We start from the raw sequence: 22,390 nt of genomic DNA on the forward strand, positions 1-22,390 counted from the left end.
TTCCCCCGAGCCGCCATGACGCGGCCGAGCCGCTACCGCGCGGGCGGGCCGGCGGGTAGCGGCTCGGCCGGGGGGGTAGCGGCTCGAGAAGGGCTAGCGGCGGCCGGTGCCGAAGATGCCGCGGATGACCGAGGTCAGGATGGTCTGGGTGGACTTCGCGTTCAGGACCTGTTCCAGCGGGGACTTCTGCGCGGCCCGCGAGGTGCGCGACGTGCGCGAGGCGCCCGTGCCGCCGGTGGAGCGCAGGATGCGGTCGTACTCCTTCTGCCGCTCGCGCGCGGCGGCGGCATCCGCCTTGGCCTGGGCGGCCTGCGCGGCGGCTCTCTCTGCGGCGGCATCCGCCTCCGCGGCCGCGTTCATCTTCGCGGTCAGGATCTCTCGTGCGGACTCACGGTCGATGGGCGTCCCGTACTGCGCGAGCAGGGGCGACGCGTGCACGGCCCGCTCGATGTCGGGGACGGGCGTGGGCGACATGAGCCCCTGCGGCGCGCGCAGCCGTGTCCAGGCGACGGGGGTCGGTGCCCCCTTCTCGCTCATGACGGTCACGATCGCCTCGCCCGTGCCGAGCTCCTGCAGCACGCGCTCGAGGTCGTACCCGCTCTTCGGGTAGGTGCCGACCGTGGCCCGCAGCGCCTTCGCATCGTCGGGCGTGAAGGCGCGCAGCGCATGCTGCACGCGGGAGCCGAGCTGGCCGAGCACGTCCGACGGCACGTCCTTGGGCGTCTGGGTGACGAAGAACACGCCGACGCCCTTGGAGCGGATGAGCCGCACCGTCTGCGTGATGGCCGCGAGGAACGCCTTCGACGCGTCGCGGAACAGCAGGTGCGCCTCGTCAAAGAAGAACACGAGCTTCGGCTTGTCGAGATCTCCCACCTCGGGGAGGATCTCGAACAGCTCCGCCAGCAGGTACATGAGGAACGTCGAGAACAGCGCGGGCTTGTCGGCGACGCCCGGCACCTCCAGCAGCGAGATCACGCCGCGACCGTCGGGCGCCGTGCGCAGGAAATCGCGGACGTCGAACTCCGGCTCGCCGAAGAAGACGTCGGCGCCGTCGTCGGCGAAGGTGATGAGCTTGCGGAGGATGACGCCCGCCGTCGCCGCCGACAGCCCGCCCAGCTCCTTCAGCTCGACCTTGCCCTCGTCGCTCGTGAGCCACGTGAGCACCGCCCGCAGATCGGACAGGTCGACGAGGGCGAGCCCGTTGGCGTCGGCGTAGTGGAAGACGAGGCCGAGGCTCGACTCCTGAGTCTCGTTCAGGCCGAGCACCTTGCTCAGCAGCAGCGGGCCGAACCCGGAGACGGTGGCGCGCACCGGCACGCCCATGCCCACGCCGCCGAGGGCGAAGTACTCGGTCACGGATGCCGCGGGCGCCCACTCCTGCCCGATCGCCGCCGTCCGGGCGCGCAGCTTGTCGCTGGGCTCGCCCGGCGTCGCGACACCGGACAGGTCGCCCTTCATGTCGGCCGCGAAGACGGGCACGCCCTTTGCGGCGAGCTGCTCGGCGAGCCCCTGGAGGGTGCGCGTCTTGCCCGTGCCGGTGGCACCGGCGACCAGGCCGTGGCGGTTCATCATCGCGAGCGGGATCCGGATCTGCGCCGCGGGCACCGGCTCGGTGTTCATCAGCGCGCCGAGGTCGAGCGTGAGCCCCTCGAACGTGTACCCCTTCGCGATGGCGGCGACCTGGTCGGCGTCGAGGGGGCCGGATGCCGCGGCATCCACCTCCGACGGCGCCTGCGCCGCCTGCGCCGCCTGCGCCGCCTGCGCCGCCTGCGCTTCGGGAGGAGATATCACCTCGGGAGGAGCTGATGTGCCCGCAGCATCCTCCGGGGCGGAAATCTCCTCTGCTGCTGCCGGTGCGGACGCACGGGCGGCCTGCGCGGCGGCGAGCGCCGCCTTGGCCTGGGCGAGCTTCAACGCGGCCTCTGCGGCCTCCGCTTCGGCCTGCAGACGGGCGAGCTCGGCATCGTCGACAGCACTCATGGCGCTCAGCCTAGCGAGCGGACCCGCTCGCTCTCACGGTCCAGCACGCGCGTGAAGGCGGCCGCGACGACGAGGGTGGCGCCGACGCCGACGAGGGCGCCGCCGACGGTGTCGCTCAGCCAGTGGGCGTGCACCTGGGTGCGGCTGAACGCCATCGCGAACACCCACGCGCCGCCGACGACGGCGACGGCGACCCGGGGGAAGAGGATGACGGCGATCGTGGCGACCGTGGCCGCGTTGCCGGTGTGGCCGGAGGGGAACGAGCCGTGGTCGGAGAACACGATCATGTCCTCGGGACGGGCGCGGCCGAACAGCGCCTTCAGCAGCTGGACGAGGGCGACGCTGCCGACCGAGGCGACGACGACGAACAGCGCGCCGCGCGGGCGGCGCAGCACCAGCAGGAGGGCGACGCCGCCGAGCGGTACGACGAAGGTCGCGAACCAGCCCCCGCCGAGGAAGTTCATCGCCAGGGCCGCCGGATCGAGGAAGGCGAAGCGATCGACGAACACGTTCCACCACTCGTCCACGTTGACGTCGGCCTCGACGACCACCTGGATGCCGAGCCACACCGTGGCGGCGATCAGCAGCACCCCCACGACGAGGCGCTGCAGCGCGACGGTGGTGAGGTCGTCGTCGGTCGGTGCTCTCATCGCCCCATTGTGCCCGACGGCATCCGCTACGGCGTGAGGCGCGCGACCGTCCACGGCCGCACGATCGCCCACAGCGCGGTGCAGCCGATGAGCGCGCAGCCGACCATCACCGAGGCCATGGTGGTCGCGGTGATCCCGGCATCCTTGGCCACCCAGCCGACGATCGGCGAGATGAGCCCCGCGACGCCGAAGTTGGTCGCTCCGAGGATGGATGCCGCGGTGCCGGCCGCCTTGCCGTGCCGGTCGAGTGCGAGCACCTGGACGCAGGGGAAGGTGAACCCGCACGCCGTCATGAAGACGAACAGCGGCACCATCGTGCCCCAGAGTCCGAGCCCGAGCTGGTCGAGGACGATGATCGCCACGGCCGCGAGCACCAGCACGCCGGTCGAGACGGCGAGCACCCATTGCGGTCCGAAGCGCGCCGCCAGCCGTGCGGCCACCTGGACGCCGATGACCAGACCGAGCGAGTTGGCTGCGAATAGCAGGCCGTATTGCTGGGCGTCGAAGCCGTAGGTCTCCTGGAAGAGGAACGACGAGGAGGAGAGGTAGGAGAACAGACCGCTGAACGACATGCCGCCGATGATCAGCACGCCCACGAACACCCGGTCGCTGAACACGGCTCGGTAGCGCTGCAGCACCGTGGTCGCTCCGCGCTCGCGGCGTCGTGCCGCGGGCAGGGTCTCCGGCACGAGCGCGATCGCCGCCACGAGCATGACGGCGCCGTACACGGCGAGCACCACGAAGATGCCGCGCCAGGGCATGACCGTGAGCAGCGCCGATCCGATCAGCGGCGCGACGACGGGCGCCGCGCCGGAGACGAGGGCGAGCCGGCTCAGCATGACGACCAGCCGGCGCCCGCCGAACAGGTCGCGCACGATCGCCATGGCCACGACGCCGCCCGCCGCGGCGCCGACGCCCATGAACACCCGGGCGATCGCGAGCAGCGTCAGGTCGGGGGCCAGCGCGGCCGCGACGCTCGCCACGACGTGCAGCGCCGTGACGGCGAGCAGGGGCAGGCGGCGCCCGACCTTGTCGCTGAGCGGCCCGACGATCAGCTGGCCCAGCGCGAAGCCCACCATGGTGCCGGTCAGGGTCAGCTGGATCGCGGCCGCGGAGGTGCGGAAGTCGGCCTGCAGCGTCGGGAAGGCCGGCAGGTACAGGTCGATCGTGAACGGCCCGAGGGCCGTGAGAGCGCCGAGCAGGATGATGTAGACCACGCGTCGCGGCGTGGAGATCGCATCTCCCGGGTGCAGGACGACGGGCGCCGTCGCGGGATGCGGGCCCAACGTGCGGATCGCACCGGTGGCGGTGCGCTCGGCGGCGGCGGAGGCGGGGCGGGAAGCGGGGTTGTCGCGCACGGTTTCCAGACGGGTGGGGGCGAAGGGCGGGGCGGAGCGGGCGGGGGCGGGCGAGGCCCGCCGCGGCGGCCGAGGAGGTGTCGCGGCGCCGAGCGAGGCGGGACGACATCGGCGATGAGGACTCGAAACGATTCGAGCCGGTTCCGATCCTAACCTTTTCCCCAGACTCGAAGTCATGCGTGCGCATACGATCGAAAGGTCGCTCCCTCCCGGACCGGCCCCGCCCGCCCCCGAGCCGAGGACCTCTCCATGACCCCGACGCCCTCCACCCCCCGCGGCAAGCGCGCCAGCGGCAACCCCGCGACGCAGGCCAAGATCGAGCTCACCGTCAAGCAGCAGCGTGAGCAGCAGAAGCAGGAGAAGCTGGCCGAGTACCAGCGACAGCTCGCGCGACGCCGGCGCAGCCGCCTCACCTGGTGGGTCGTCGGCAGCGTCGCCGCCGTCGCGGTCGTCGCGGTGATCGCGGCCTCGATCGTCTTCGCCCCGCGCGCCGCGACCTACCAGGCCGGTGGGACGGGCGCGACGATCGAGGGCGTCGAGACCTTCACCAACGAGACGCAGCACGTCGCGGGCACCGTCGACTATCCCCAGAACCCGCCCGCCGGCGGCCCCCACAACCAGTACTGGCTCAACTGCGGCATCTACGACCAGCCGCAGACCAACGAGAACGCGGTGCACTCGCTCGAGCACGGCGCGGTCTGGGTCACCTACGACGCCACCCAGGTCAGCGGCGCCGACCTCGACGCACTCAAGGCCCAGCTGCCGTCGACGTACGTCATCCTCTCGCCGTACGAGGGGCTGCCGACCCCCATCGTGCTCAGCGCCTGGAACGCGCAGCTGAAGCTCGACAGCGCGACCGACAGCCGCATCCCGACCTTCTTCGAGGAGTACTGGCGCAACCAGAACGTGCCCGAGCCCGGCGCCGCGTGCACCGGCGCGATCGACGGTCCCGGCAAGCGGTCGTGACCGCCCCAGCCTCGACGCGCGCCCTGCCGCCCTGGTGGGCGGTGCTCATCGTCGCCCTCGCGATCGCGGGCCTCGCCTTCGCGATCGGACGATTCTCCACGTTCGGCGCCGCGGCGGCCGCGGCGGCCCCCGCATCCGACTCGCCCGAGGCGGGGTTCGCCCGCGACATGCAGGTGCACCACGGTCAGGCCGTCGAGATGGCGATGGACATCTACCGCACGACCCGCAACGACGACGTGCGCGTGCTCGCCTACGACATCGCCACGACACAGTCGGCGCAGAAGGGCGAGTTCTACGACTGGCTCGTGAAGTGGGGGCTGCCGCAGGCGGGCGGCCCGCTGATGGGCTGGATGGATGCCGCGGACACCTCGCACCAGCACGCCGGCACGGGTGCGGCCCGCCCGTCCGAGGCCGAGCTGATGACGCAGATGGGTATGGCCAGTGCGGACGAGCTCGCCGCGCTGCGCGCGCAGACGGGCACCGCGGCGGACTGCACGTTCCTGGGGCTGATGATCCGCCACCACCAGGGGGCGCTGCCCATGGCTCAGGCGCTGCTGCAGCTCGGACACGAGCCGCGTGCGCTCACGGTGGCCCAGGGCGTGATCGACACCCAGTCCGCCGAGATCGACCTGATGACCTCGCTGCGCGCCGGCCTGGGCTGCACCGGCTGAGACCTCAGGCGCAGGCGGGACAGGCCTGCGCCGAGACGTCGGCGGAGGCGGCGCCGGAGTGCCGCCGCGCGTCGATGACGTGCCCGGCCGCGATCGTCCAAGCGTTGCGGGTACGGGCGATCTCGTCGTCGGCGCCGGCGAACGGGTCACGGTCGGCGATCGCCAGGTCGGCGGCGGCGCCGACGCGGATCCGGCCCGCCGCCCCGTCGCCGATGAGCGCGTGCGAGCCGCTCGTGTACGCCGCGAGGGCCACCGCCAGCGGCAGGGACTCGTCGGCGCCCAGCGGGTCGACGTCGGGATGGTCCGCCTCCCTCCGCGTGACGGCGACGCCGATCGCGGCCCACGGATCGGGCGCCGACACGGGCCAGTCCGATCCCATCGCCAGCGCCGCGCCCGAGCGCCACAGCGACCCGAACGGGAACTGCCACGCGCTGCGCTGCGGACCGAGCAGCGGAGCGGTGACGGTGCGCATCACCTCGCTGCGGCACGCCCAGAGCGCCTGCGCGTTGACGGTCGTCCCGGTCGCGGCGAACCGCGGGACGTCGGCGGGATCGATGACCTGCACGTGCGCGACGTGGTTGCGCACGCCGTGGGGTGCGGGCCCCGCCGCGGCGAAGGCGTCCAGCGCCTGGGCGACCGCGGCGTCGCCGATGGCGTGCACGTGCACCGGGATGCCGGCCGCGTTCACCTGCGCGACGACGGCGTGGACGACCGCGTCGGGGAAGTAGCTGAGCCCGCGCGATCCGTCCGGGTAGCCCCCGCGAAGTGCGGCCGTCTTCGACTCGACGATGCCGTCGAGCATGAGCTTGGCCGTGCGGGTGGAGAAACCCGTGGCATCCGCTCGATCGGCGCGCTCCCGCAGGCCGGCGACGAATTCCGCGACGGCGTCGACCGTCAGGTCCCGCGGCACCCAGACCGCACCGGTGGGGCGCCCGCGCATGCCCGCGGCGAGCGCGAGGAGGTACGCGTCGGTGAAGTCCGGGATGCTGCCGAACGAGGCGAGCGCCGCCTCCTGCCAGCCCGTCACGCCGAGGGAGAGCAGATGGTCGGCGGCCGTCCGGATGCCGGGGGCGAGCGCGTCGGGACCCGGCTGCGGGGCGATGCGGCCCACCAGGTCGACGGCGCCCTCTCTCAGGGTGCCCTGCGGCTCGCCGTCGGCATCCCGCACGATGCGCCCGTCGGGCGGGTCGGGCGTGGTCCGGTCGATCCCGGCGAGGGCGAGGGCGCGCGAGTTGGCCCACGCGCCGTGCCGGTCGCTGTCGAGCAGCAGCACCGGACGGTCGGGCACGACGGCGTCCAGCGCCGCGCGCGAGGGCGTGCCGCCGGCGAACCACTCGGCGCGCCAGCCGCCTCCGCGCACCCACGCCTGCGGGTCGGCGAGCGCCTCGGCGTGCGCGCGGATGCGTTCGAGGCATCCCCGCTCCGAGCCGGTGTCGTCGAGGGTGCAGTCGAGGCCCTCCAGGGCGACGAGGCCGAGGTGCACGTGCGCATCGGCGAAGGAGGGCGCGATGAGACCGCCCGCGGCATCCAGCTCGTCGGCGTGCGGCAGCCCGCGGCGCACCTCGTCGCGCGCGCCGACGGCGACGATGACGCCATCGCGCACGCCCACGGCCTCTGCGTCGATGCGCTCCACGCCGTCGAACACCGCTCCGCCGGTCACGATGAGCTCGCTCATGTCGATCCTCTCTCAGCTCGCGTGGAGCACGGGCCGGAAGAAGCGGTGCGCGGGAGGCGCCCACAGCGCGGCGAGCACGAGCGCGTGGACGGCGATCTGGGCGAGCGACCACCCGTCCCAGTCGTGGTCGACCGCGAGGCTCCACGCCTGCAGCGCGATCAGCGCCAGGGCGAGCACGCTCACGAACAGCCGCGACAGCCCGCTGCCCCGGGCCAGTCCCGACGCGGCGGCCACGGACAGCAGGCCGAACAGCACGATCCCGACGCCGATCAGCGACACGCTCATCACCATCGACCCCGGCACGTCGTAGCGGCTGAGCAGGAACAGGATGCCGAACATGGCGCTGGCCAGACCACCGAGGTAGACCAGCGCGACGGCGATCGTGACCGGCACCGGACGCGAGACCTCCCGCGTGTGCGAGACGGCATGCGCCGGAGCCGCATCGGCGAGGGCGCGCGCGACGTAGCGGCGCTGGATCGCGCGCACGACCTCGATCAGCACGATCGCGGCCACGCACGCGCCGGTCACCACGACCGCGGTGACCTGGCCGGGATCGACCAGCAGGAAGAACGACCGCGACAGCGCGACGGAGAAGATGACGACGAGGGCGACGAACATCCCCCCGACGACGGCGCCCTTGTAGCGGTTGAGCGGGCGGCTGAGCACGGCGAGGATCCAGATGCCGACGACGGCGAGGATGATGGTGGCGCCCGTGCGCAGCTCGTCGACCTCGATGCCCGCGCCGCGGACGACGAGCGTGTACGCGGTGAGGGTCAGCGCCACGATGACCCCGGTCGGGATCGCGAAGCTCAGCGAGCGACGCAGGAACCCGGGGATGTAGCGCTGCGCGTTCGGCATCAGGGCGAGGAAGAAGGCGGGGATGCCGATCGTCAGCCCATCGGTGATGGACAGCTGGCGCGGCAGGAAGGGGAACTCGAGCAGCAGGAGCCCGAAGAGCAGCGCCAGCAGCGTCGCGTACGTGGTCTTGGTCAGGAACAGCATCGAGACGCGCTCGATGTTCGCGATCACCTGCCGCCCCTCGGCGACGACGTCGGGAAGGTGCGAGAAGCGCCCGTCGAGCAGCACGAGGCGGGCGACGGCCTTCGTGGCCGCGGCGCCCGAGTTCATCGCGATGCCGATGTCGGCCGTCTTGATCGCGAGCGCGTCGTTGACCCCGTCGCCGGTCATGGCGACGGTGTGCCCGTTCGACTGCAGCGCGACGACCATCCGCTTCTTCTGATCGGGGCTCACCCGACCGAAGACGGTGTGCTGCTCCAGCACCTCGGCGAGCGCGGCGTCGTCGTCGGGGAGCTCGCGGGCGTCGTAACCCTCCGCGGCATCCACGCCGACCTCGCGCGCGATAGCCGCGACCGTGCGCGGGTTGTCGCCGGAGATGATGCGGATGCCGACCCCCTGGGCGCGGAAGTACTCGAGCGTCTGGGCGGCGTCGGCGCGCACCTTCTCGCGGAAGGTCAGCACCGCCACGGGCTCGAGCCCCTCGGGCAGTCGCTCGTGCTCGGCGTCGTCGGCGCTGAGCACGCTCGCCGCATACGCGAGCACGAGGGTGCGGCGGCCGGTGGAGGCGCGCGCGACCACCGCGGAGCCGAGCGGGTCGGCGACGTCGCTCGCGGCCGCGCCGAACACCATCTCCGGCGCACCGAGCACCCACGTGCCGGCGGCGTCGCCGTCGGCGTCGAACGAGACGGCGCTCCATTTGCGGGCCGACGAGAACGCGATGGTCTCCGCCGCCACGCGGGGGCGCGCGGCGGCTTCGGCGGCGAACGGCTCGCGCAGGGTGCGTGCGGTCGCGTTGGCGTCGGGCGCGGCGCCGTACCAGCCCAGCGTGCGGCGCCAGCCGTCGACCTCGTCGAGCAGGAACGCGTCGTCGTAGACGATCTCGCCCTCGGTGAGCGTGCCCGTCTTGTCCAGGCAGATGACGTCGACCCGGGCGAGGCCCTCCACGGCGGGCAGCTCGTTGACGAGCACCTGTCGGGCGGCCAAGCGTGCGGCGCCCACCGCGAAGGTGATCGACGTCATCAGCACGAGCCCGAGCGGGATCATCGCGGTGAGCGAGGCGATCGTGTTCACCACCGCCTGCACCCACGAGCCGGTCTCCCACGCGACGCGCCAGCCGCCCGCGACCTGCATCTGGGCGTTCAACACGAGCAGTCCGATCGGGCCGATCCCCCACCCGACCCAGGTGAGCACGCGGTTGATCGAGTCGCGCAGTTCGGAGCCCACCAGCGAGAACCGCTTCGCCTCGTCGGCGAACGCGTTCGCGTAGGCGTCGGCCCCGACGCGGATGACCTGCGCGTCGCCGTCGCCGCCGACGACGATCGACCCGGACAGCGCTTCGTCGCCGAGGCGCTTGTCCACGGCATCCGACTCGCCGGTCAGCATCGACTCGTCGATCTGCAGGCCGCGCGAGCCCACGATCCGGGCATCGGCCGGCACCTGGTCGCCGGCGCGCAGCACCAGGATGTCGCCCAGCACCACCTCCGTCTGCGCCACCTCCTGCTCGGTCCCGTCGCGGCGCACGCGCGCGGCGGCGGCGTTGAGCAGTGCGAGCTTGTCGAGCGCGGCCTTCGCGCGGAACTCCTGCACCGAGCCGATGACGGCGTTGGCCACCGCCGCGAAGCCGAAGAGGGCGTCCTGCCAGCGGCCGAGGGCGAACAGGATGCCGAAGCACGCGAAGACGATGCCGTTGAAGAGGGTGAACACGTTCGCGCGCACGATGCTGGCGGCGCTGCGGCTCGTCTCGGCCCGATAGGCGTTGGAGCGCCCGTCCGCGATGCGCGCGGCGACCTCGTCGGCGCGGAGGCCGACGGCCGGATCCACCTCTTCGAGCTCGACGCCGACGTCCTGCGCGGGGCTGGTCATGGCTTCACACTAAAGGAGCGGCGCGGCTCGTGTCCCCACGAGTTCCGCGCCGCTCCCCCGAAGGGCGGTGCCGAACGATCAGCCCTTCGTCGCCCCCGCGAGGAGCCCCCGCACGAAGAAGCGCTGCAGGGCGAAGAACACGACCAGCGGCACGATGATCGAGATGAACGTACCGGCGGCCTGCAGGAACCACTGGTCGCCCCACGTGCCCGACAGCGAGTTCAACGACTGGGTGATCGGCAGCGACGACGACGGCGCGAAGATCGTCGCGACGAGCAGGTCGTTCCACACCCAGATGAACTCGAGGACCGCGAAGGACGCCAGCGCGGGCGCGGCCAGCGGCAGGATCATCCGGAAGAAGATCTGCCCGTGTCCGGCGCCGTCCACCCGCGCCGCCTCGATGACCTCGCTGGGGATCTCCGCGATGAAGTTGTGCAGCAGGAACACCGCCAGCGGCAGGGCGAAGATCGTGTGCGCGATCCAGACCGTCGCGAAGCTGTGCTCGAGCCCGCGGAGGTCGAGGGCCGGGAAGACGGTCACGTCGCCGATCGTCATGCCGCGGGAGAACAGGCTCAGCAGCGGCACGAGAGCCATCTGCAGCGGCACGATCTGCAACGCGAACACCGCGATGAAGGCGAGGTTGCGACCCTTGAAGTCGATCCACGCGAACGCGTAGGCCAGCAGCGAGGCGACCGCGAGGGCGAAGAAGACGACCGGGATCGTGATCGCCAGCGAGTTGAGGAACGACTCCCCCAGCGTCAGCGCGGTGCCGCCGGAGGTCAGCGCCTTCTGGTAGTTCTCCAGCGTGAACGACGGGTCGGTGAACACCGTCCACCAGCCGGTGCTCTGCACGTCCGATCCGGGGCGGAACGACGTGACGAACAGGCCGAACGTGGGGATGGTCCAGAAGATCGCGATGATGAGTGCCGCGATCGTCGCGCCCTTCGACGACAGGCGCTTGCGCGCCATCGCCTCGTGCTTGCGCGTGTCGCGGGAGACCTGCCGTGCCGAACGGGTGTCGGTGACGGGCTCGATGACGTCGACGCCGGTGCTCATCGGATCTCCCTCTGCTTGCGGATCTGGATGATGTTGAAGACGATCAGCGGCGTGACGAAGATGAACAGCACGACCGCCAGCGCCGCCGCGTGGCCGTAGCTCTGGAAGCGCTGCTGCTGGTTGACCATCTCGAAGGCGAGCACCGAGGTGTTGGCGCGACCGCCGGTCATGACCGCGACGATGTCGTAGATCTTCAGCGCCGCGATGGCCACGGTGGTCACCACGACGACGATCGACGAGCGGATGCCGGGCACCGTGACGTTGCGGAACCTGTCCCAGGCGTTCGCGCCGTCGAGCTCGGCGGCTTCCATCTGCTCCGGCGGGACCGCCTTGATGGCCGCCGACAGGATGACCATGGCGAGGCCCGTCTGACTCCAGATGAACACCACCATCAGCAGCAGGCTGTTGATCAGGGGCGTCACGCTCAGCCAGGCGACGGGGTCGCCCCCGAAAGCCGTGATGATCGCGTTGAGCAGACCCAGCTGATCGCCCTGCCGGTAGTCGTACATGAACTTCCAGATGATGCCGGCGCCCACGAACGAGATGGCGAACGGCATGAAGATGAGCACCTTCAGGAACCGCTCCCCCGCGGCACGGTCGATGAACACCGCGTAGGCGAGCCCGACGATCGTGGCGATGGTGGGGCAGATCAGCACCCAGATGACGGTGTTGATCACCGACCACGTGCCTTCCGGCTGCGTGAACACCCACACGTAGTTCTCGAAGCCCACGAACTCGGCGCCCGTCTTGTCGTAGAACGACTGCACGAACGTGGCGATGAACGGGTAGATGAGACCGATCAGCAGCAGCACCGCCGCGGGAGCGGCGAACAGCACGAGCTGGAAGAGGTAGCCGGCGCCCTTGCGCGCACGGTAGTCCAGCACGAACAGCGCGCCGCCGGAGACGAGGGCGATGCCGAGCACGTAGATGAACGCGTTCGCGTAGGGCCGCAGCAGCATCAGCGCGATCACCGGGATGGCGAAGCACGCGACGAGGCGGATCCAGAAGTAGAGGCGACCGGGGCGCGGCGCGTACTCGATCAGCAGCAGGAGCACGCCGACGACCGCACCGAAGACGATCAGGATGATCGGGATCTGGACGATCGGCCCCATGACGCCGAGCCACTGGAAGAACGCGGTGAGCGAGACGCCCGGGATGACGATCTTGGCGGGATCCTCGACGGGTGCGCTCAGCAGCAGCAGGACGACGAGCGCGAGGACGACGACGAGCGCGCCGGTCGCGATACCCGCGGTGACGCGGGGAGAGAAGGCGCGGCGCCGGCCCGGCGGAGGCTTCGGGGCATCCGTCTGGGATCGCGCGGGCGCGGTGGTTGTTGCGGACATCGATGAGCCTCCGTGTGCTTCGGCGGACGCGGGACGTGGGTGACGACGAGGGCGGGCACCGCGGGCGGGATGCCGAGGCCTCGGCATCCCGCCCGCGGTGTCACGCGGTGGGTGTGACTAGTTGTTGTAGCCGGCCTGGATGTCGCTGAGGACCGTGGCCTGGTCCTTGCCGTCGATCCAGTCGACCATGCCCTTCCAGAACGAGCCGGAGCCGACAGTGGCGGGCATGAGGTCCGACGCGTCGAAGCGGACCGTGGTGTTCGGGTCCTGCAGCAGCTTCATCGCCTCGGTGAGGAACTCGCTCGAAGCCTTGCTCGGGTCCGCCTTGAGGTTGGCCGAGATGGCGCCGCCCTCGCTGACGCGGGCGTCGGCGAACTCGGGGCTGGACATGAACTCGAGCACCTTCTGCGTGGCCTCGCTGTCGGAGAAGCCGGCGACGAACTCGCCACCGACCTCGATCGTGGCCGAGCCCTCCTTGTAGCCGGGGAGCACGAAGGCGTAGACGTCACCGTCGGGCGCGACCTTCGGGGTCTCACCCGATGCCGTCTTCACGGTCAGGAAGTTGGCCGTGAGGAACGACGCCTGGTGGGTCATCGGGCAGGAGCCGTCCGCCACCTTCGCCGCGACGTCACCGAACGCGGTGCTGTTGATGCTCTTGACGTCGCCGTAGCCGGCGTTGACGTACGACGGGTTCAGCAGGATGTCGCCGACCGCGGTGAACGCGTCGGAGATCGGCTTGTCCGTGAACTTCACGGTGCCGTCGACCCACTGGTCGTACACGTCGGGACCCGACTGGCGCAGCACGAGGTCCTCGACCCAGTCGGTGCCGGGCCAGCCCGACGCGCCGCCGGACTCGAAGCCGGCGCACCAGGGCGCCGCCCCGGTCTTCTCCTGGATCGTCTTGGTCAGCGTGAGCAGCTCGTCCCACGTCTTCGGGATCTCGACGCCCCACTCCTTGAACTTCGCCGGCGAGTACCAGACGTAGCCCTTGATGTTGGCGAGCATCGGCGCCGAGTAGAACGTGCCGTCGATCGTGCCGTACTTCTTCCAGTCGGGCGACCAGTTGGCGTCGACGTTGTCTTCGACGGCCTTCGGTGCCGCCTTCACGTCGCCCGTGCCGACGAGGGTCTTCAGCAGACCCGGCTGCGGCACGATCGCGATGTCGGGAGCATCGCCACCGGTCACCTTCGTGACGATGTTGGCCTCGAAGCTCTTGTCGCCCGTGTACTCCACGGTGACCCCGCTGGTCTTGCTCCAGTCGTCGAAGACCTTCTGGAGGGCGTCGGCCTCAGAGCCGGTGATACCGCCCGCGATCCGCACGGTGCCCCCGGCCGCTGCCGATCCCCCTGTGCTGCCGCCGCTGCTGCCGCCTTCGGCGCAGCCGGCGAGAGCGAACGCCGCCACGCCCATGACGGCAAGAGGCGCAATCCAGCGCCGCCGTGACATCCCCATGTGATTCCTCCTCATTGAGTGCTCGGATGATTCCTGTGCACACGGTTCCTTCCCGGAACCGATTCCAGGCAAAGCTATTGGACACGCTCCCACGACACAAGGCAGCGATTGTCACAACCCGATAACGACAACTATCGCGCGGAACGCGCCGCCACGAAGATGAGAGCAACCGGTTCCATACTGAACCGTGAGAAAGACGATCGATCAGCTCGAGGAGGAGCGCCGATGGCGGGCATAGCGGAGGTCGCCGCCCACGCGGGCGTTTCGAAGGCCACCGCCAGTCGTGCCCTGAGCGGCGCCGGCTACGTATCCGAGAGCACGAAGTCGCGGGTGCGCGCGGCGGCCGCCGAGCTGGGCTACGTCCCGTCCGCCGGGGCCGTCGGACTCGCGACGGGCCGCACGCAGAACGTCGGCGTCGTCATGCCCTACGTCAACCGCTGGTTCTTCGCCGAGGTGCTCGAGGGCATCCAGCAGGCGCTGCTGGAACGCGGCCTCGACCTCACCCTGTACGACGCGAAGCCCGGCACCGACGGGCGCGCCCGGATCTTCGACGACTTCCTGGCGCGCAAGAGGTTCGACGGTCTGATCGCGGTGGGCCTGGAACCGGTGGACCACGAGCTCGAGCGTCTGACGCGCATCGACCGCCCGATCGTCAGCGTCGTCGGCTCGAGCGAGCTGACCAGCGTCGTCGCGGTGGACGACGCGGATGCGGCGCGGCGGGCCACCGAGCACCTCATCGCCCTCGGCCATCGCGACATCGCGTTCGTGGGCGGCGCTCCCGAGAGCCACTGGGCGCACGTCGACCAGGAGCGGCTCGCCGGCTACCGCCACGCGATGCGCGAGGCGGGCCTGTCGCAGTTCGCCCGGCACGCGCACTCCGAGGTGACGCTGCCCGACGGCTACGCCGCCTCCGCCGATCTGCTCAGCGACACGCGCCGCCGCCCGACCGCCATCGTGGGCGTCTGCGACGAGGTGGCGATCGGCGCGATCATCGCGGCCCGTCGCCTCGGCATCCAGGTGCCGTCGGCGCTGAGCGTCGTGGGGATCGACGACCACGAGTTCGCCGACATGTTCGCCCTCACCACGCTCCAGCAGGTGCCGCGGGAACAGGGCCGGGCCGCCGTGGGCGTGCTGCTGTCCGAGATCGCCGAGCCGGGCCGCGCGCGCACCGAGCTGCGTCTTCCCGCCCGGCTCGTCGTGCGCAGCTCCACGGCCCCGATCAGCGACGGCGTCGAGCGGGTCTGAGCGCGCCGCGCGGACGCGGAAGACCCCCGGGCCGAGCCCGGGGGTCTTCGCTGCAGTTCTTCGAGAAGAGCTGATTACTTGATGGTCACCGAAGCGCCGGCCTCCTCGAGGGCAGCCTTCGCCTTCTCGGCGGTCTCCTTGTTCGCGCCCTCGAGCACGGCCTTGGGGGCACCGTCGACGACGGCCTTGGCCTCGCCGAGGCCGAGCGAGGTGAGCTCGCGGACCGTCTTGATGACCTGGATCTTCTTGTCGCCGGCGGCCTCGAGGATGACGTCGAAGGAGTCCTTCTCCTCGACCTCTTCGGCGCCACCCGCGGCACCCGCGGCGCCGGCAACGGCGACGGGGGCGGCAGCGGTGACGTCGAACTTCTCCTCGAACGCCTTCACGAACTCGCTGAGCTCGACGAGGGTCAGGCCGGCAAACTGCTCGAGCAGCTCCTCAGTGGTGAGCTTCGCCATGATGTATCTCCTAGATGGGTGGGGTGTATGGGAAAGAGCTCGCCGGTCGCTTACGCGGCCTCGGCGGTCTCCAGCTTTTCGCGAAGCGCGTCGATGGTGGCCGCAGCCTTGCCCATCGTCGCCTTCATCATGCCCGCCGCCTTCGCCAGCAGAACCTCACGGCTCTCCAGGGAGGCGTACTTGTTGACCTCGTCGGCGCTCAGGGCGTTGCCCTCGAAGACGCCGCCCTTGATCACGAGAAGCGGGTTGGCCTTGGCGAAGTCACGCAGAGCCTTCGCGGTGGCGACGAAGTCGCCGTGCACGAACGCGACGGCCGAGGGGCCCTTGAGGTCCTCGTCCAGCGCCGTGATCCCCGCGTTGTTCGCGGCGATCTTGGTCAGCGTGTTCTTCACCACGGCGTAGCTCGCGTCCTGACGGATGCTGTTGCGCAGCTGCTTGAGCTGGGCGACCGTCAGACCGCGGTACTCGGTCAGCAGAACGGCAGTCGAGTTCTCGAAGTTCTTCGTGAGCTCGGCGACCGATGCATCCTTCTGCGCCATGGTCACTCCTTGATGTGAACGTGACACCCCGCGGTGGCGGAGCGTCGGCCTCGACCGGCTGTCCTGCGATACGGACCCCGCACAACGAGAAAAAGCTCCGGCGCAAGCGCACGGAGCTTCGTGTCCGGTTTCCCGGTACTGTCTGTGACACCTGCGCGGGCCCCTGCGATGCAGAGCTTCGTCGGCATCCGCTTGCGCGCACGCCGAGACCAGCGGTCTTTGGCTTCCCCCAGCATAGGCGACGCCGGCACCGTCGCCAAATCCGGGCGGCGCGGGTGTCGCGGGGCCCGGCTGTCGACGGCGCGGGTTAGCCTCGATGTCATGACTCCGGAGGCCTTCGCACGCATCGCTCCGGAACTGGCCTCCCGCATCGTCGCCGACTCGCGCGACCGCGTGGGCTGGATGCGCGCCCGCTCGCGCGGCATCACCGCGACGGATGTCGCTCAGCTGACGAGTCCCGCCGCCATCGCGCGCGCGGCCGACGCCAAGCTCGGCGCCGGGCGCGGCTTCTCGGGCAACGCGTACACCGACCACGGACGTCGCCGCGAGCCAGAGATCGCCGCCTGGGTCGCGGCGACGCACGGCATCCACCCCTCGTCGGCCCTCTTCCACGCCGTCGTCGAGAAGCGCCACCTCGCGACCCCCGACGGCATCACGGTCGATCAGGACGGTCGCGTCGTGCTCGCGGAGATCAAGACCACGAACAAGACGTGGCGCTCGATCCCCCGCACCTACCTGCGTCAGGTGTGGTGGCAGCAGCACGTGCTGGGCGCCGAGCGCACCCTGGTCGTGTGGGAGGAGCACGACGGGTTCGTGCCCGTCGGCGACGAGCCCCGGTGCGCCTGGGTCGACCGCGACGAGCGGGAGATCGGCAACCTCGTGCGCCTCGCGACCGAGCTGATCGACGAGCTCTACCGCCGCACCACCGCGCGCCGGGCCGGTGCGGCGCCGGCCGATGCCGCCGCACCGCGCGCCCGCGAGCCGTTCCGCGCCCTCGCCCTCGCCGACTGACCGCCCGCCGGATGCCGGGGCCTCGGCACGGGCAGAGCCGGGTCGGGAATAGTTGACGCAGGTCAACGTTGCTCATATAGTTGACCCAGCTCAAACGTTGACTGAGATCAACCATCCCGTCGCCCCCGGCGACTCCTCCGCATCGCCGCACCTCCAGGAAGCACCCCTATGTCAGAAACCCTCACCGACGGCGCACCGCGCATGACCCATCGGCAGGTGCTCGAAGCCCTGTCCGGTCTGCTGCTGGGCATGTTCGTGTCCATGCTGGCCTCGACCGTCGTCTCCAGCTCGCTGCCCGTGATCATCCACGACCTCGACGGCAACCAGGCCGCCTTCACGTGGGTCGTCACGGCGACCCTGCTCACGACGGCGATCTCGACCCCCATCTGGGGCAAGCTCGCCGACCTCACCAACCGCAAGGTGCTCTACCAGCTCGCGATCGTGATCTTCGTGCTCGCGACCGCCGCCGCGGGATTCTCGCAGAGCCCCGAGATGCTCATCGCGTTCCGCGCCGTGCAGGGCATCGGCGCCGGCGGCCTCGCCGCGCTCAGCCAGGTGCTCATGGCCGACATCATCAGCCCGCGCGAGCGCGGCCGCTACATGGGCCTGTTCGGCGCGGTGATGGCACTCGCCACGATCGGCGGGCCGCTGCTGGGCGGTGTGATCACCGATGCCTGGGGCTGGCGCTGGAACTTCTTCGTCTCGCTTCCGGTCGCCGTCGTCGCCCTCGTGCTCGTCCAGGCGACCCTGCACGTGCCGGCCCGCCCGAAGAAGAAGACGACGATCGACTACCTCGGCATCGTGCTGCTGTCGGCCGCCGTCTCGCTGCTGCTGGTCTGGGTCACCAACGCCGGCACGACCAAGACCGGCGACTGGTGGGATCTCGGCAACAACGACTGGTGGAGCCTCACGACGGCGCTGATGGTCGGCGGCGCGATCCTCGCCGCGATCCTGTTCGTCATCGTCGAGCTGCGCTCGCGCGAGCCGCTCGTGCCGCTGACGCTGTTCCGCAACCGCACGTTCACGCTGTCGGTCATCGCCTCCATCGCCACCGGCATCGCCATGTTCGGCGCCTCGGTGTTCCTCAGCCAGTACATGCAGCTGGCGCGCGGGGCGACCCCGACCGAGGCCGGGCTCATGACGATCCCGATGATCGGTGGCCTCCTGGTCGCCTCGGTCGGCGTCGGCACGCTGGTGACCCGCTACGGCACGTGGAAGCCGTACCTCATCGTCGGCGCCGTGCTGCTGATCGCCGGCTCGTCGCTGCTGTCGACGATCCACTACGACACGGACTTCTTCCTCGTCTCGGTGTACATGTTCCTGCTCGGTGCGGGCGTGGGCATGACGATGCAGAACCTCGTGCTGGTCGTGCAGAACACGACCCGTCCGGAGGAGATCGGTGTCGCGAGCTCCGGTGTGACGTTCTTCCGGAGCCTCGGCGGGACCATCGGCGTGTCGGTCATGGGCGCCGCCCTCGCCGCGCGCGTGGTCGACCTCGTCGCGGAGCGCAAGGAGGAGATCACCGCCGCCGTGATGGGGCTCGGCGACCAGGCCCAGTACTGGGGGCAGCAGCTGCAGTCCGGATCGCTGCCCAAGGTCTCGGCGATGCCCGATACGCTTCGTGTCGTGTTCGAGGACATCTACGCCAACGGCATCTCCCATTCCTTCCTGATCGGCGTCCCCTTCGCCGTGATCTCGCTGATCGCGATCGTCTTCCTCCCCAACAAGCCGCTCACGACGATGACCACCGTCGAGCGCCTGCAGGCGAGCGAGGCCGACCTCGCGACCGTGTCCGTCCCGGAGGCCATGGAGACGCTGACCGCGACCGGATCGGTGCGCACCGTGCGCACGGGAACCCGCGACGATGGCTGAGACCTCCGCAGCCTCCAGCTCCCGTACCGATGCGGTGCGGGAGCTGGAGGCCGAGTTCGGGGAGCTGATCACCCGCTTCCAACGGGTGATCAGCGAGATCGCGAACCGGGTGAGCCCGGGCCTGCTGCCGGGCGCGTACAAGGTGTTCACGACCATCGCCCGCCGCGACGGCGTGACCCTGTCCACGCTCGCCGATCACCTCATGATGGACAAGGGCCAGCTGAGCCGGACGATCCGTGAGCTGGAGAGCCTCGGCCTCATCTCGCGCGCCCCCGACCCCGCCGACGGCCGCTCGAGCCTGCTGTCCGCCACGGCCGAGGGCCGGGGGCGCCTCGAGGCCGCGCGGGCCCCGCAGCAGGGCCTGCTGCTGGATGCGATCGTGGACTGGCCCCTCGACGACATCCACGCGCTGACCCGCCTGCTGCACGCGCTCGGCGAGAGCGTCACGCGCCGCTGACGACGCTTAGCGGCCCGGTAGCACTCGCGTAACACGGCGGAGACATCCCCGGGGTTGACTGGTCGGCACGGGGGCACCACGCCTCCCCGGCCGCACGTGCAGCCAACGCCGACACGCACGGGAAGGAGCGACCCGATGGTCTCTCACCGTCTCACCCGATTCCGGCCTCTGCGGGGCGCCGCGGCAGCGGATGCCGCCCACACCGCCCCCGTCCCCGAGATCCCCCGGGACATGCGCGCGATGGTCTTCGACGAGGTCGGCGGCGCGGAGGTGCTGCACGAGGCCACGATCCCCGTGCCGGCTCCCGTGCTGAGCGAACTCCTCGTGCGCGTGGTCGCCGCCGGGGTCAATCCCATCGACGCCAAGACCCGCTCCGGCGCGGGGGTGTCAGGGGCCATCGACGCGTTCCCGAGCACGCTCGGCTTCGACTTCAGCGGCGTCGTCGTCTCGGCGCCCTACGAGTCGCACCCGTTCCCTCCCGGCACCGAGGTGTTCGGGATGACCCCCTTCCCCCGCTCCGGCGGATCGTACGCCGACTACGTCGTGGTGCCCACCCTCTCCGTCGCGCGCAAGCCCGCGTCGCTCTCGCACGCCGAGGCCGCGGCCGTGCCGCTGGCGGCGCTCACCGCGTGGGGACTCGTCGTCGAGACCGCGCACGCCCACGAGGGCCAGCGGGTGCTCATCCACGCCGGCGCGGGCGGTGTGGGCCACTTCGCGGTGCAGCTGGCCGCCTACTTCGGCGCACAGGTGATCGCCACCGGATCGGCCGGCAACCTCGCGTGGCTGCGCGAGCTGGGGGCATCCGTCGCCATCGACTACGCGACCACGCGCTTCGAGGACGTCGTCGGCACCGTCGACGTCGTCATCGACCTCGTCGGCAACGTGCACGACGACACGGGCACCCGGTCGCTGGGCGTGCTGCGCCCGGGCGGCCTGTACGTCCTCGTGCCCACCGGGGGCTGGCCGCAGTACGCGGATGCCGCCGCGGCCGCGGGCGTGCGGACCACCTCGTACAAGGTGGTTCCCGACGGCACCGTCCTGGCGACGCTGGCGCGTCTGCTCGACTCGGGCGCGATCCGCGTGTTCGTCGACCACGTCTACGACCTGGGCGAGGCCGCGACGGCGCACCGCGAGGTGGAGCGGGGTCACACCCGCGGGAAGATCGTCCTCGCGGTCGGCGACTGCTGACTCACCGCGACAGCACGCGGCGTCCCTCCGCGACGATCTCCCCCGCCACCGCGTCGAGCAGGGGCGAGCGCAGGTTCCACTGCTGCCAGAACAGCGCCACCGCCACCTCGGGTCCGCCCAGCGGCACGAGTGCGCCGGAGGCGAGGGCCTCGCGCGACTGCAGGCGCGGCAGCAGAGCCCATCCCAACCCGAGCTGGACGGCCGTCGCGAAGTCGTGCGACGCGGGCACGCGGTGGCGCGGCGGGGCGGTGGGGTCCACGCCCCGGGCCGTCAACCAGCGCGTCTGCAGGTCGTCGCGGCGGTCGAAGTCGATCACCGGCGCCCGCCGCAGCCCGTCGCGGTCGCCGTCGGCGTCGCCGGTCAGCCACCGATCGCGGAAGGCCGGGGTCGCGACCGCCTCGTAGACGAGCTCCCCGAGCGGGCTGACCCGGCATCCGCCGACGGGCTGCTCACGCGAGGTGACCGCCCCCATCACCGTGCCCGACTCGAGCAGGCCCGCCGTGAAGTCCTGATCGTCGCGGTGCAGGTCGAAGACCACCGGGTGGCGCGCGCTCAACCGTGCCAGCGGGGCGAGGAACCAGGTCGCCAGGGAGTCCGCGTTCACGGCGAGGGGCACGCGCGTCGTGGCGGCATCCGCGCCCAGTTCCGCGATCGCGTCGGCCTCGAGGAGCGCGAGCTGGCGGGCGTAGCGGACGACACCGTGCGCCGCCGGAGTGGCGCGCACCGGCTTCGTCCGCACGAGGAGCACCTGTCCGAGCGCGTCCTCGAGCGCCCGGATGCGTTGGCTGACGGCGGAGGGGGTGAGGTGCAGTCGGCGCGCGGCGGCTTCCAGCGTCCCCTCCTCGACGGCCGTCGCGAGGGTGAGCGCCAGCTCGGGCGAGATGCGCGACATAAGCTCAGCTTACGAGGCGTGAGAATCGTCACCTGGACTGATCACGACGATCCTCCTAGCGTCGAAGCCGTGCTCCCCACCGTCCTTGCCGGTTTCGGCCTCGGCCTGTCGCTCATCGTCGCGATCGGCGCGCAGAACCTCTTCGTGCTGCGCCAGGGCATCCGCCGCGAGCGGGTGGTGGCCGTGGCCCTCGTGTGCGCACTGTCGGATGCCGTGCTCATCGCGGTCGGCGTCTCCGGCATCGGCGCGATCCTGCACGCCGTCCCCTGGCTCATCGACGCCGTGCGGTGGGCGGGCGCCCTCTTCCTCGGCGGCTACGGGCTGCTCGCGGCGCGCCGGGCGCTGCGTCCGGCGCACGCGGCGCTGCAGGTGTCCGATGAAGGGCCCCGCGACGCCGAGCGCGCGCCGCGGCTCGCACCGATCGTCCTGACGTGCCTCGCGCTCACCTGGCTCAACCCGCACGTCTACCTCGACACCGTGTTCCTCCTCGGCTCCGTCGCGAACACGCACGGCGCGGACCGTTGGTGGTTCGCGGCGGGGGCCGCCGCGGCATCCGTCCTCTGGTTCTTCTCGCTCGCCCTCGGCGCCCGTCATCTGGGGCGCCGGCTGGCCACGCCGCGCTCCTGGCGCATCGTCGACGGCGTGATCGCGGTCGTGATGATCGCCCTCGCGGTGAGCCTCGTCTGGCCCCGCTGAC

General features: G+C 71.1%; 19 protein-coding genes. 8 read left to right on the forward strand and 11 right to left on the reverse strand.

The genetic code is table 11. The features are described 5' to 3' along the window. Window positions 1-93: 93 nt before the first annotated feature. From AC6CQV_RS10515 to AC6CQV_RS10525, 3 genes are read right to left on the reverse strand one after another with little or no spacing between them, the layout of a single operon-like run. Window positions 94-1,980, reverse strand: coding sequence for a helicase HerA-like domain-containing protein (locus AC6CQV_RS10515; RefSeq protein WP_498259434.1), 1,887 nt, complete (start codon window positions 1,978-1,980; stop codon window positions 94-96). Window positions 1,981-1,985: 5 nt separating this feature from the next. Continuing rightward, entirely contained in the window at window positions 1,986-2,630 is a 645-nt protein-coding gene (locus tag AC6CQV_RS10520; RefSeq protein WP_498259435.1) for a phosphatase PAP2 family protein, read from the reverse strand. 26 nt (window positions 2,631-2,656) lie between these two features. Further along, on the reverse strand, window positions 2,657-3,997 hold the full coding sequence (locus AC6CQV_RS10525; RefSeq protein WP_374198328.1) for a multidrug effflux MFS transporter: 1,341 nt from the start codon (window positions 3,995-3,997) through the stop codon (window positions 2,657-2,659). A 240-nt stretch (window positions 3,998-4,237) separates the two neighbouring features. Here AC6CQV_RS10525 and AC6CQV_RS10530 point away from each other — a divergent pair, with 240 nt between their 5' ends. Next, on the forward strand, window positions 4,238-4,954 hold the full coding sequence (locus AC6CQV_RS10530) for a thioredoxin-like domain-containing protein (protein ID WP_060959198.1): 717 nt from the start codon (window positions 4,238-4,240) through the stop codon (window positions 4,952-4,954). After that, window positions 4,951-5,625, forward strand: coding sequence for a DUF305 domain-containing protein (locus AC6CQV_RS10535; RefSeq protein ID WP_498259436.1), 675 nt, complete (start codon window positions 4,951-4,953; stop codon window positions 5,623-5,625). Before AC6CQV_RS10530 ends, AC6CQV_RS10535 begins: the two co-directional genes overlap by 4 nt. Before the next feature lie 4 nt (window positions 5,626-5,629). Here the strand turns inward: AC6CQV_RS10535 and AC6CQV_RS10540 are convergent, their stop codons facing one another. From AC6CQV_RS10540 to AC6CQV_RS10560, 5 genes are all read right to left on the reverse strand, one after another. Further along, a complete protein-coding gene (locus tag AC6CQV_RS10540) occupies window positions 5,630-7,300 on the reverse strand; it encodes an amidohydrolase (RefSeq protein WP_498259437.1) in 1,671 nt (556 codons plus the stop codon). Between the two features lie 12 nt (window positions 7,301-7,312). Beyond that, window positions 7,313-10,180 (reverse strand): HAD-IC family P-type ATPase, encoded by a 2,868-nt coding sequence (locus AC6CQV_RS10545; protein WP_498259438.1) that lies wholly within the window; start codon window positions 10,178-10,180, stop codon window positions 7,313-7,315. A gap of 78 nt (window positions 10,181-10,258) precedes the next feature. Further along, window positions 10,259-11,236, reverse strand: coding sequence for a carbohydrate ABC transporter permease (locus AC6CQV_RS10550; RefSeq protein ID WP_060959201.1), 978 nt, complete (start codon window positions 11,234-11,236; stop codon window positions 10,259-10,261). Continuing rightward, window positions 11,233-12,579 (reverse strand): carbohydrate ABC transporter permease, encoded by a 1,347-nt coding sequence (locus tag AC6CQV_RS10555; RefSeq protein WP_060959202.1) that lies wholly within the window; start codon window positions 12,577-12,579, stop codon window positions 11,233-11,235. Before AC6CQV_RS10555 ends, AC6CQV_RS10550 begins: the two co-directional genes overlap by 4 nt. Window positions 12,580-12,696: 117 nt before the next feature. Next, the gene (locus AC6CQV_RS10560) at window positions 12,697-14,031 is read right to left on the reverse strand and encodes an ABC transporter substrate-binding protein (RefSeq protein WP_060959203.1); all 1,335 of its coding nucleotides are present in this window, start codon (window positions 14,029-14,031) and stop codon (window positions 12,697-12,699) included. A gap of 225 nt (window positions 14,032-14,256) precedes the next feature. Between AC6CQV_RS10560 and AC6CQV_RS10565 the strand changes: the two genes are divergently transcribed. Further along, window positions 14,257-15,276, forward strand: a complete 1,020-nt coding sequence (locus tag AC6CQV_RS10565) for a LacI family DNA-binding transcriptional regulator (RefSeq protein ID WP_101305757.1) — start codon at window positions 14,257-14,259, stop codon at window positions 15,274-15,276. Between the two features lie 74 nt (window positions 15,277-15,350). Here AC6CQV_RS10565 and rplL read toward each other — a convergent pair whose 3' ends face one another. Together rplL and rplJ are read right to left on the reverse strand one after the other, a co-directional pair. Continuing rightward, window positions 15,351-15,734: a 50S ribosomal protein L7/L12 gene (gene rplL / locus AC6CQV_RS10570; RefSeq protein ID WP_060959205.1), complete on the reverse strand. Its 384-nt coding sequence runs from the start codon at window positions 15,732-15,734 to the stop codon at window positions 15,351-15,353. 50 nt (window positions 15,735-15,784) lie between these two features. Continuing rightward, on the reverse strand, window positions 15,785-16,273 hold the full coding sequence (rplJ, locus tag AC6CQV_RS10575; RefSeq protein WP_060959206.1) for a 50S ribosomal protein L10: 489 nt from the start codon (window positions 16,271-16,273) through the stop codon (window positions 15,785-15,787). A 321-nt stretch (window positions 16,274-16,594) separates the two neighbouring features. Here rplJ and AC6CQV_RS10580 point away from each other — a divergent pair, with 321 nt between their 5' ends. The 4 genes from AC6CQV_RS10580 to AC6CQV_RS10595 all read left to right on the forward strand — a co-directional run bounded on the left by AC6CQV_RS10580 (window position 16,595) and on the right by AC6CQV_RS10595 (window position 20,801). After that, window positions 16,595-17,284: a YqaJ viral recombinase family protein gene (locus AC6CQV_RS10580; protein ID WP_198553677.1), complete on the forward strand. Its 690-nt coding sequence runs from the start codon at window positions 16,595-16,597 to the stop codon at window positions 17,282-17,284. Window positions 17,285-17,452: 168 nt separating this feature from the next. Then, window positions 17,453-19,156 (forward strand): MDR family MFS transporter, encoded by a 1,704-nt coding sequence (locus AC6CQV_RS10585; RefSeq protein ID WP_498259439.1) that lies wholly within the window; start codon window positions 17,453-17,455, stop codon window positions 19,154-19,156. After that, the gene (locus AC6CQV_RS10590; protein WP_060959208.1) at window positions 19,149-19,613 is read left to right on the forward strand and encodes a MarR family winged helix-turn-helix transcriptional regulator; all 465 of its coding nucleotides are present in this window, start codon (window positions 19,149-19,151) and stop codon (window positions 19,611-19,613) included. The genes AC6CQV_RS10585 and AC6CQV_RS10590 overlap by 8 nt, the downstream gene beginning before the upstream one ends. 135 nt (window positions 19,614-19,748) lie before the next feature. Continuing rightward, entirely contained in the window at window positions 19,749-20,801 is a 1,053-nt protein-coding gene (locus AC6CQV_RS10595; RefSeq protein ID WP_060959209.1) for an NADP-dependent oxidoreductase, read from the forward strand. Between the two features lies 1 nt (window position 20,802). Here AC6CQV_RS10595 and AC6CQV_RS10600 read toward each other — a convergent pair whose 3' ends face one another. Beyond that, complete coding sequence (locus AC6CQV_RS10600) at window positions 20,803-21,693, reverse strand: LysR family transcriptional regulator ArgP (RefSeq protein WP_191008001.1); 891 nt, start codon at window positions 21,691-21,693, stop codon at window positions 20,803-20,805. Between the two features lie 69 nt (window positions 21,694-21,762). On the opposite strand from AC6CQV_RS10600, the gene AC6CQV_RS10605 reads away from it, so the two are divergent. Beyond that, window positions 21,763-22,389, forward strand: coding sequence for a LysE/ArgO family amino acid transporter (locus AC6CQV_RS10605; RefSeq protein ID WP_082808076.1), 627 nt, complete (start codon window positions 21,763-21,765; stop codon window positions 22,387-22,389). Window position 22,390: the final 1 nt, after the last annotated feature.

This window comes from Microbacterium sp. EG9 (assembly GCF_059759475.1).

Coding starts and splice junctions, on each gene's coding strand:
- AC6CQV_RS10600 (WP_191008001.1), bottom strand. CDS start 21,693: ATGTCGCGCATCTCGCCCGAGCTGGCGCTCACCCTCGCGACGGCCGTC.
- AC6CQV_RS10520 (WP_498259435.1), bottom strand. CDS start 2,630: ATGAGAGCACCGACCGACGACGACCTCACCACCGTCGCGCTGCAGCGC.
- AC6CQV_RS10515 (WP_498259434.1), bottom strand. CDS start 1,980: ATGAGTGCTGTCGACGATGCCGAGCTCGCCCGTCTGCAGGCCGAAGCG.
- AC6CQV_RS10585 (WP_498259439.1), top strand. CDS start 17,453: ATGTCAGAAACCCTCACCGACGGCGCACCGCGCATGACCCATCGGCAG.
- AC6CQV_RS10560 (WP_060959203.1), bottom strand. CDS start 14,031: ATGGGGATGTCACGGCGGCGCTGGATTGCGCCTCTTGCCGTCATGGGC.
- AC6CQV_RS10545 (WP_498259438.1), bottom strand. CDS start 10,180: ATGACCAGCCCCGCGCAGGACGTCGGCGTCGAGCTCGAAGAGGTGGAT.
- AC6CQV_RS10565 (WP_101305757.1), top strand. CDS start 14,257: ATGGCGGGCATAGCGGAGGTCGCCGCCCACGCGGGCGTTTCGAAGGCC.
- AC6CQV_RS10550 (WP_060959201.1), bottom strand. CDS start 11,236: ATGAGCACCGGCGTCGACGTCATCGAGCCCGTCACCGACACCCGTTCG.
- rplL (WP_060959205.1), bottom strand. CDS start 15,734: ATGGCGAAGCTCACCACTGAGGAGCTGCTCGAGCAGTTTGCCGGCCTG.
- AC6CQV_RS10590 (WP_060959208.1), top strand. CDS start 19,149: ATGGCTGAGACCTCCGCAGCCTCCAGCTCCCGTACCGATGCGGTGCGG.
- AC6CQV_RS10540 (WP_498259437.1), bottom strand. CDS start 7,300: ATGAGCGAGCTCATCGTGACCGGCGGAGCGGTGTTCGACGGCGTGGAG.
- AC6CQV_RS10595 (WP_060959209.1), top strand. CDS start 19,749: ATGGTCTCTCACCGTCTCACCCGATTCCGGCCTCTGCGGGGCGCCGCG.
- rplJ (WP_060959206.1), bottom strand. CDS start 16,273: ATGGCGCAGAAGGATGCATCGGTCGCCGAGCTCACGAAGAACTTCGAG.
- AC6CQV_RS10580 (WP_198553677.1), top strand. CDS start 16,595: ATGACTCCGGAGGCCTTCGCACGCATCGCTCCGGAACTGGCCTCCCGC.
- AC6CQV_RS10530 (WP_060959198.1), top strand. CDS start 4,238: ATGACCCCGACGCCCTCCACCCCCCGCGGCAAGCGCGCCAGCGGCAAC.
- AC6CQV_RS10555 (WP_060959202.1), bottom strand. CDS start 12,579: ATGTCCGCAACAACCACCGCGCCCGCGCGATCCCAGACGGATGCCCCG.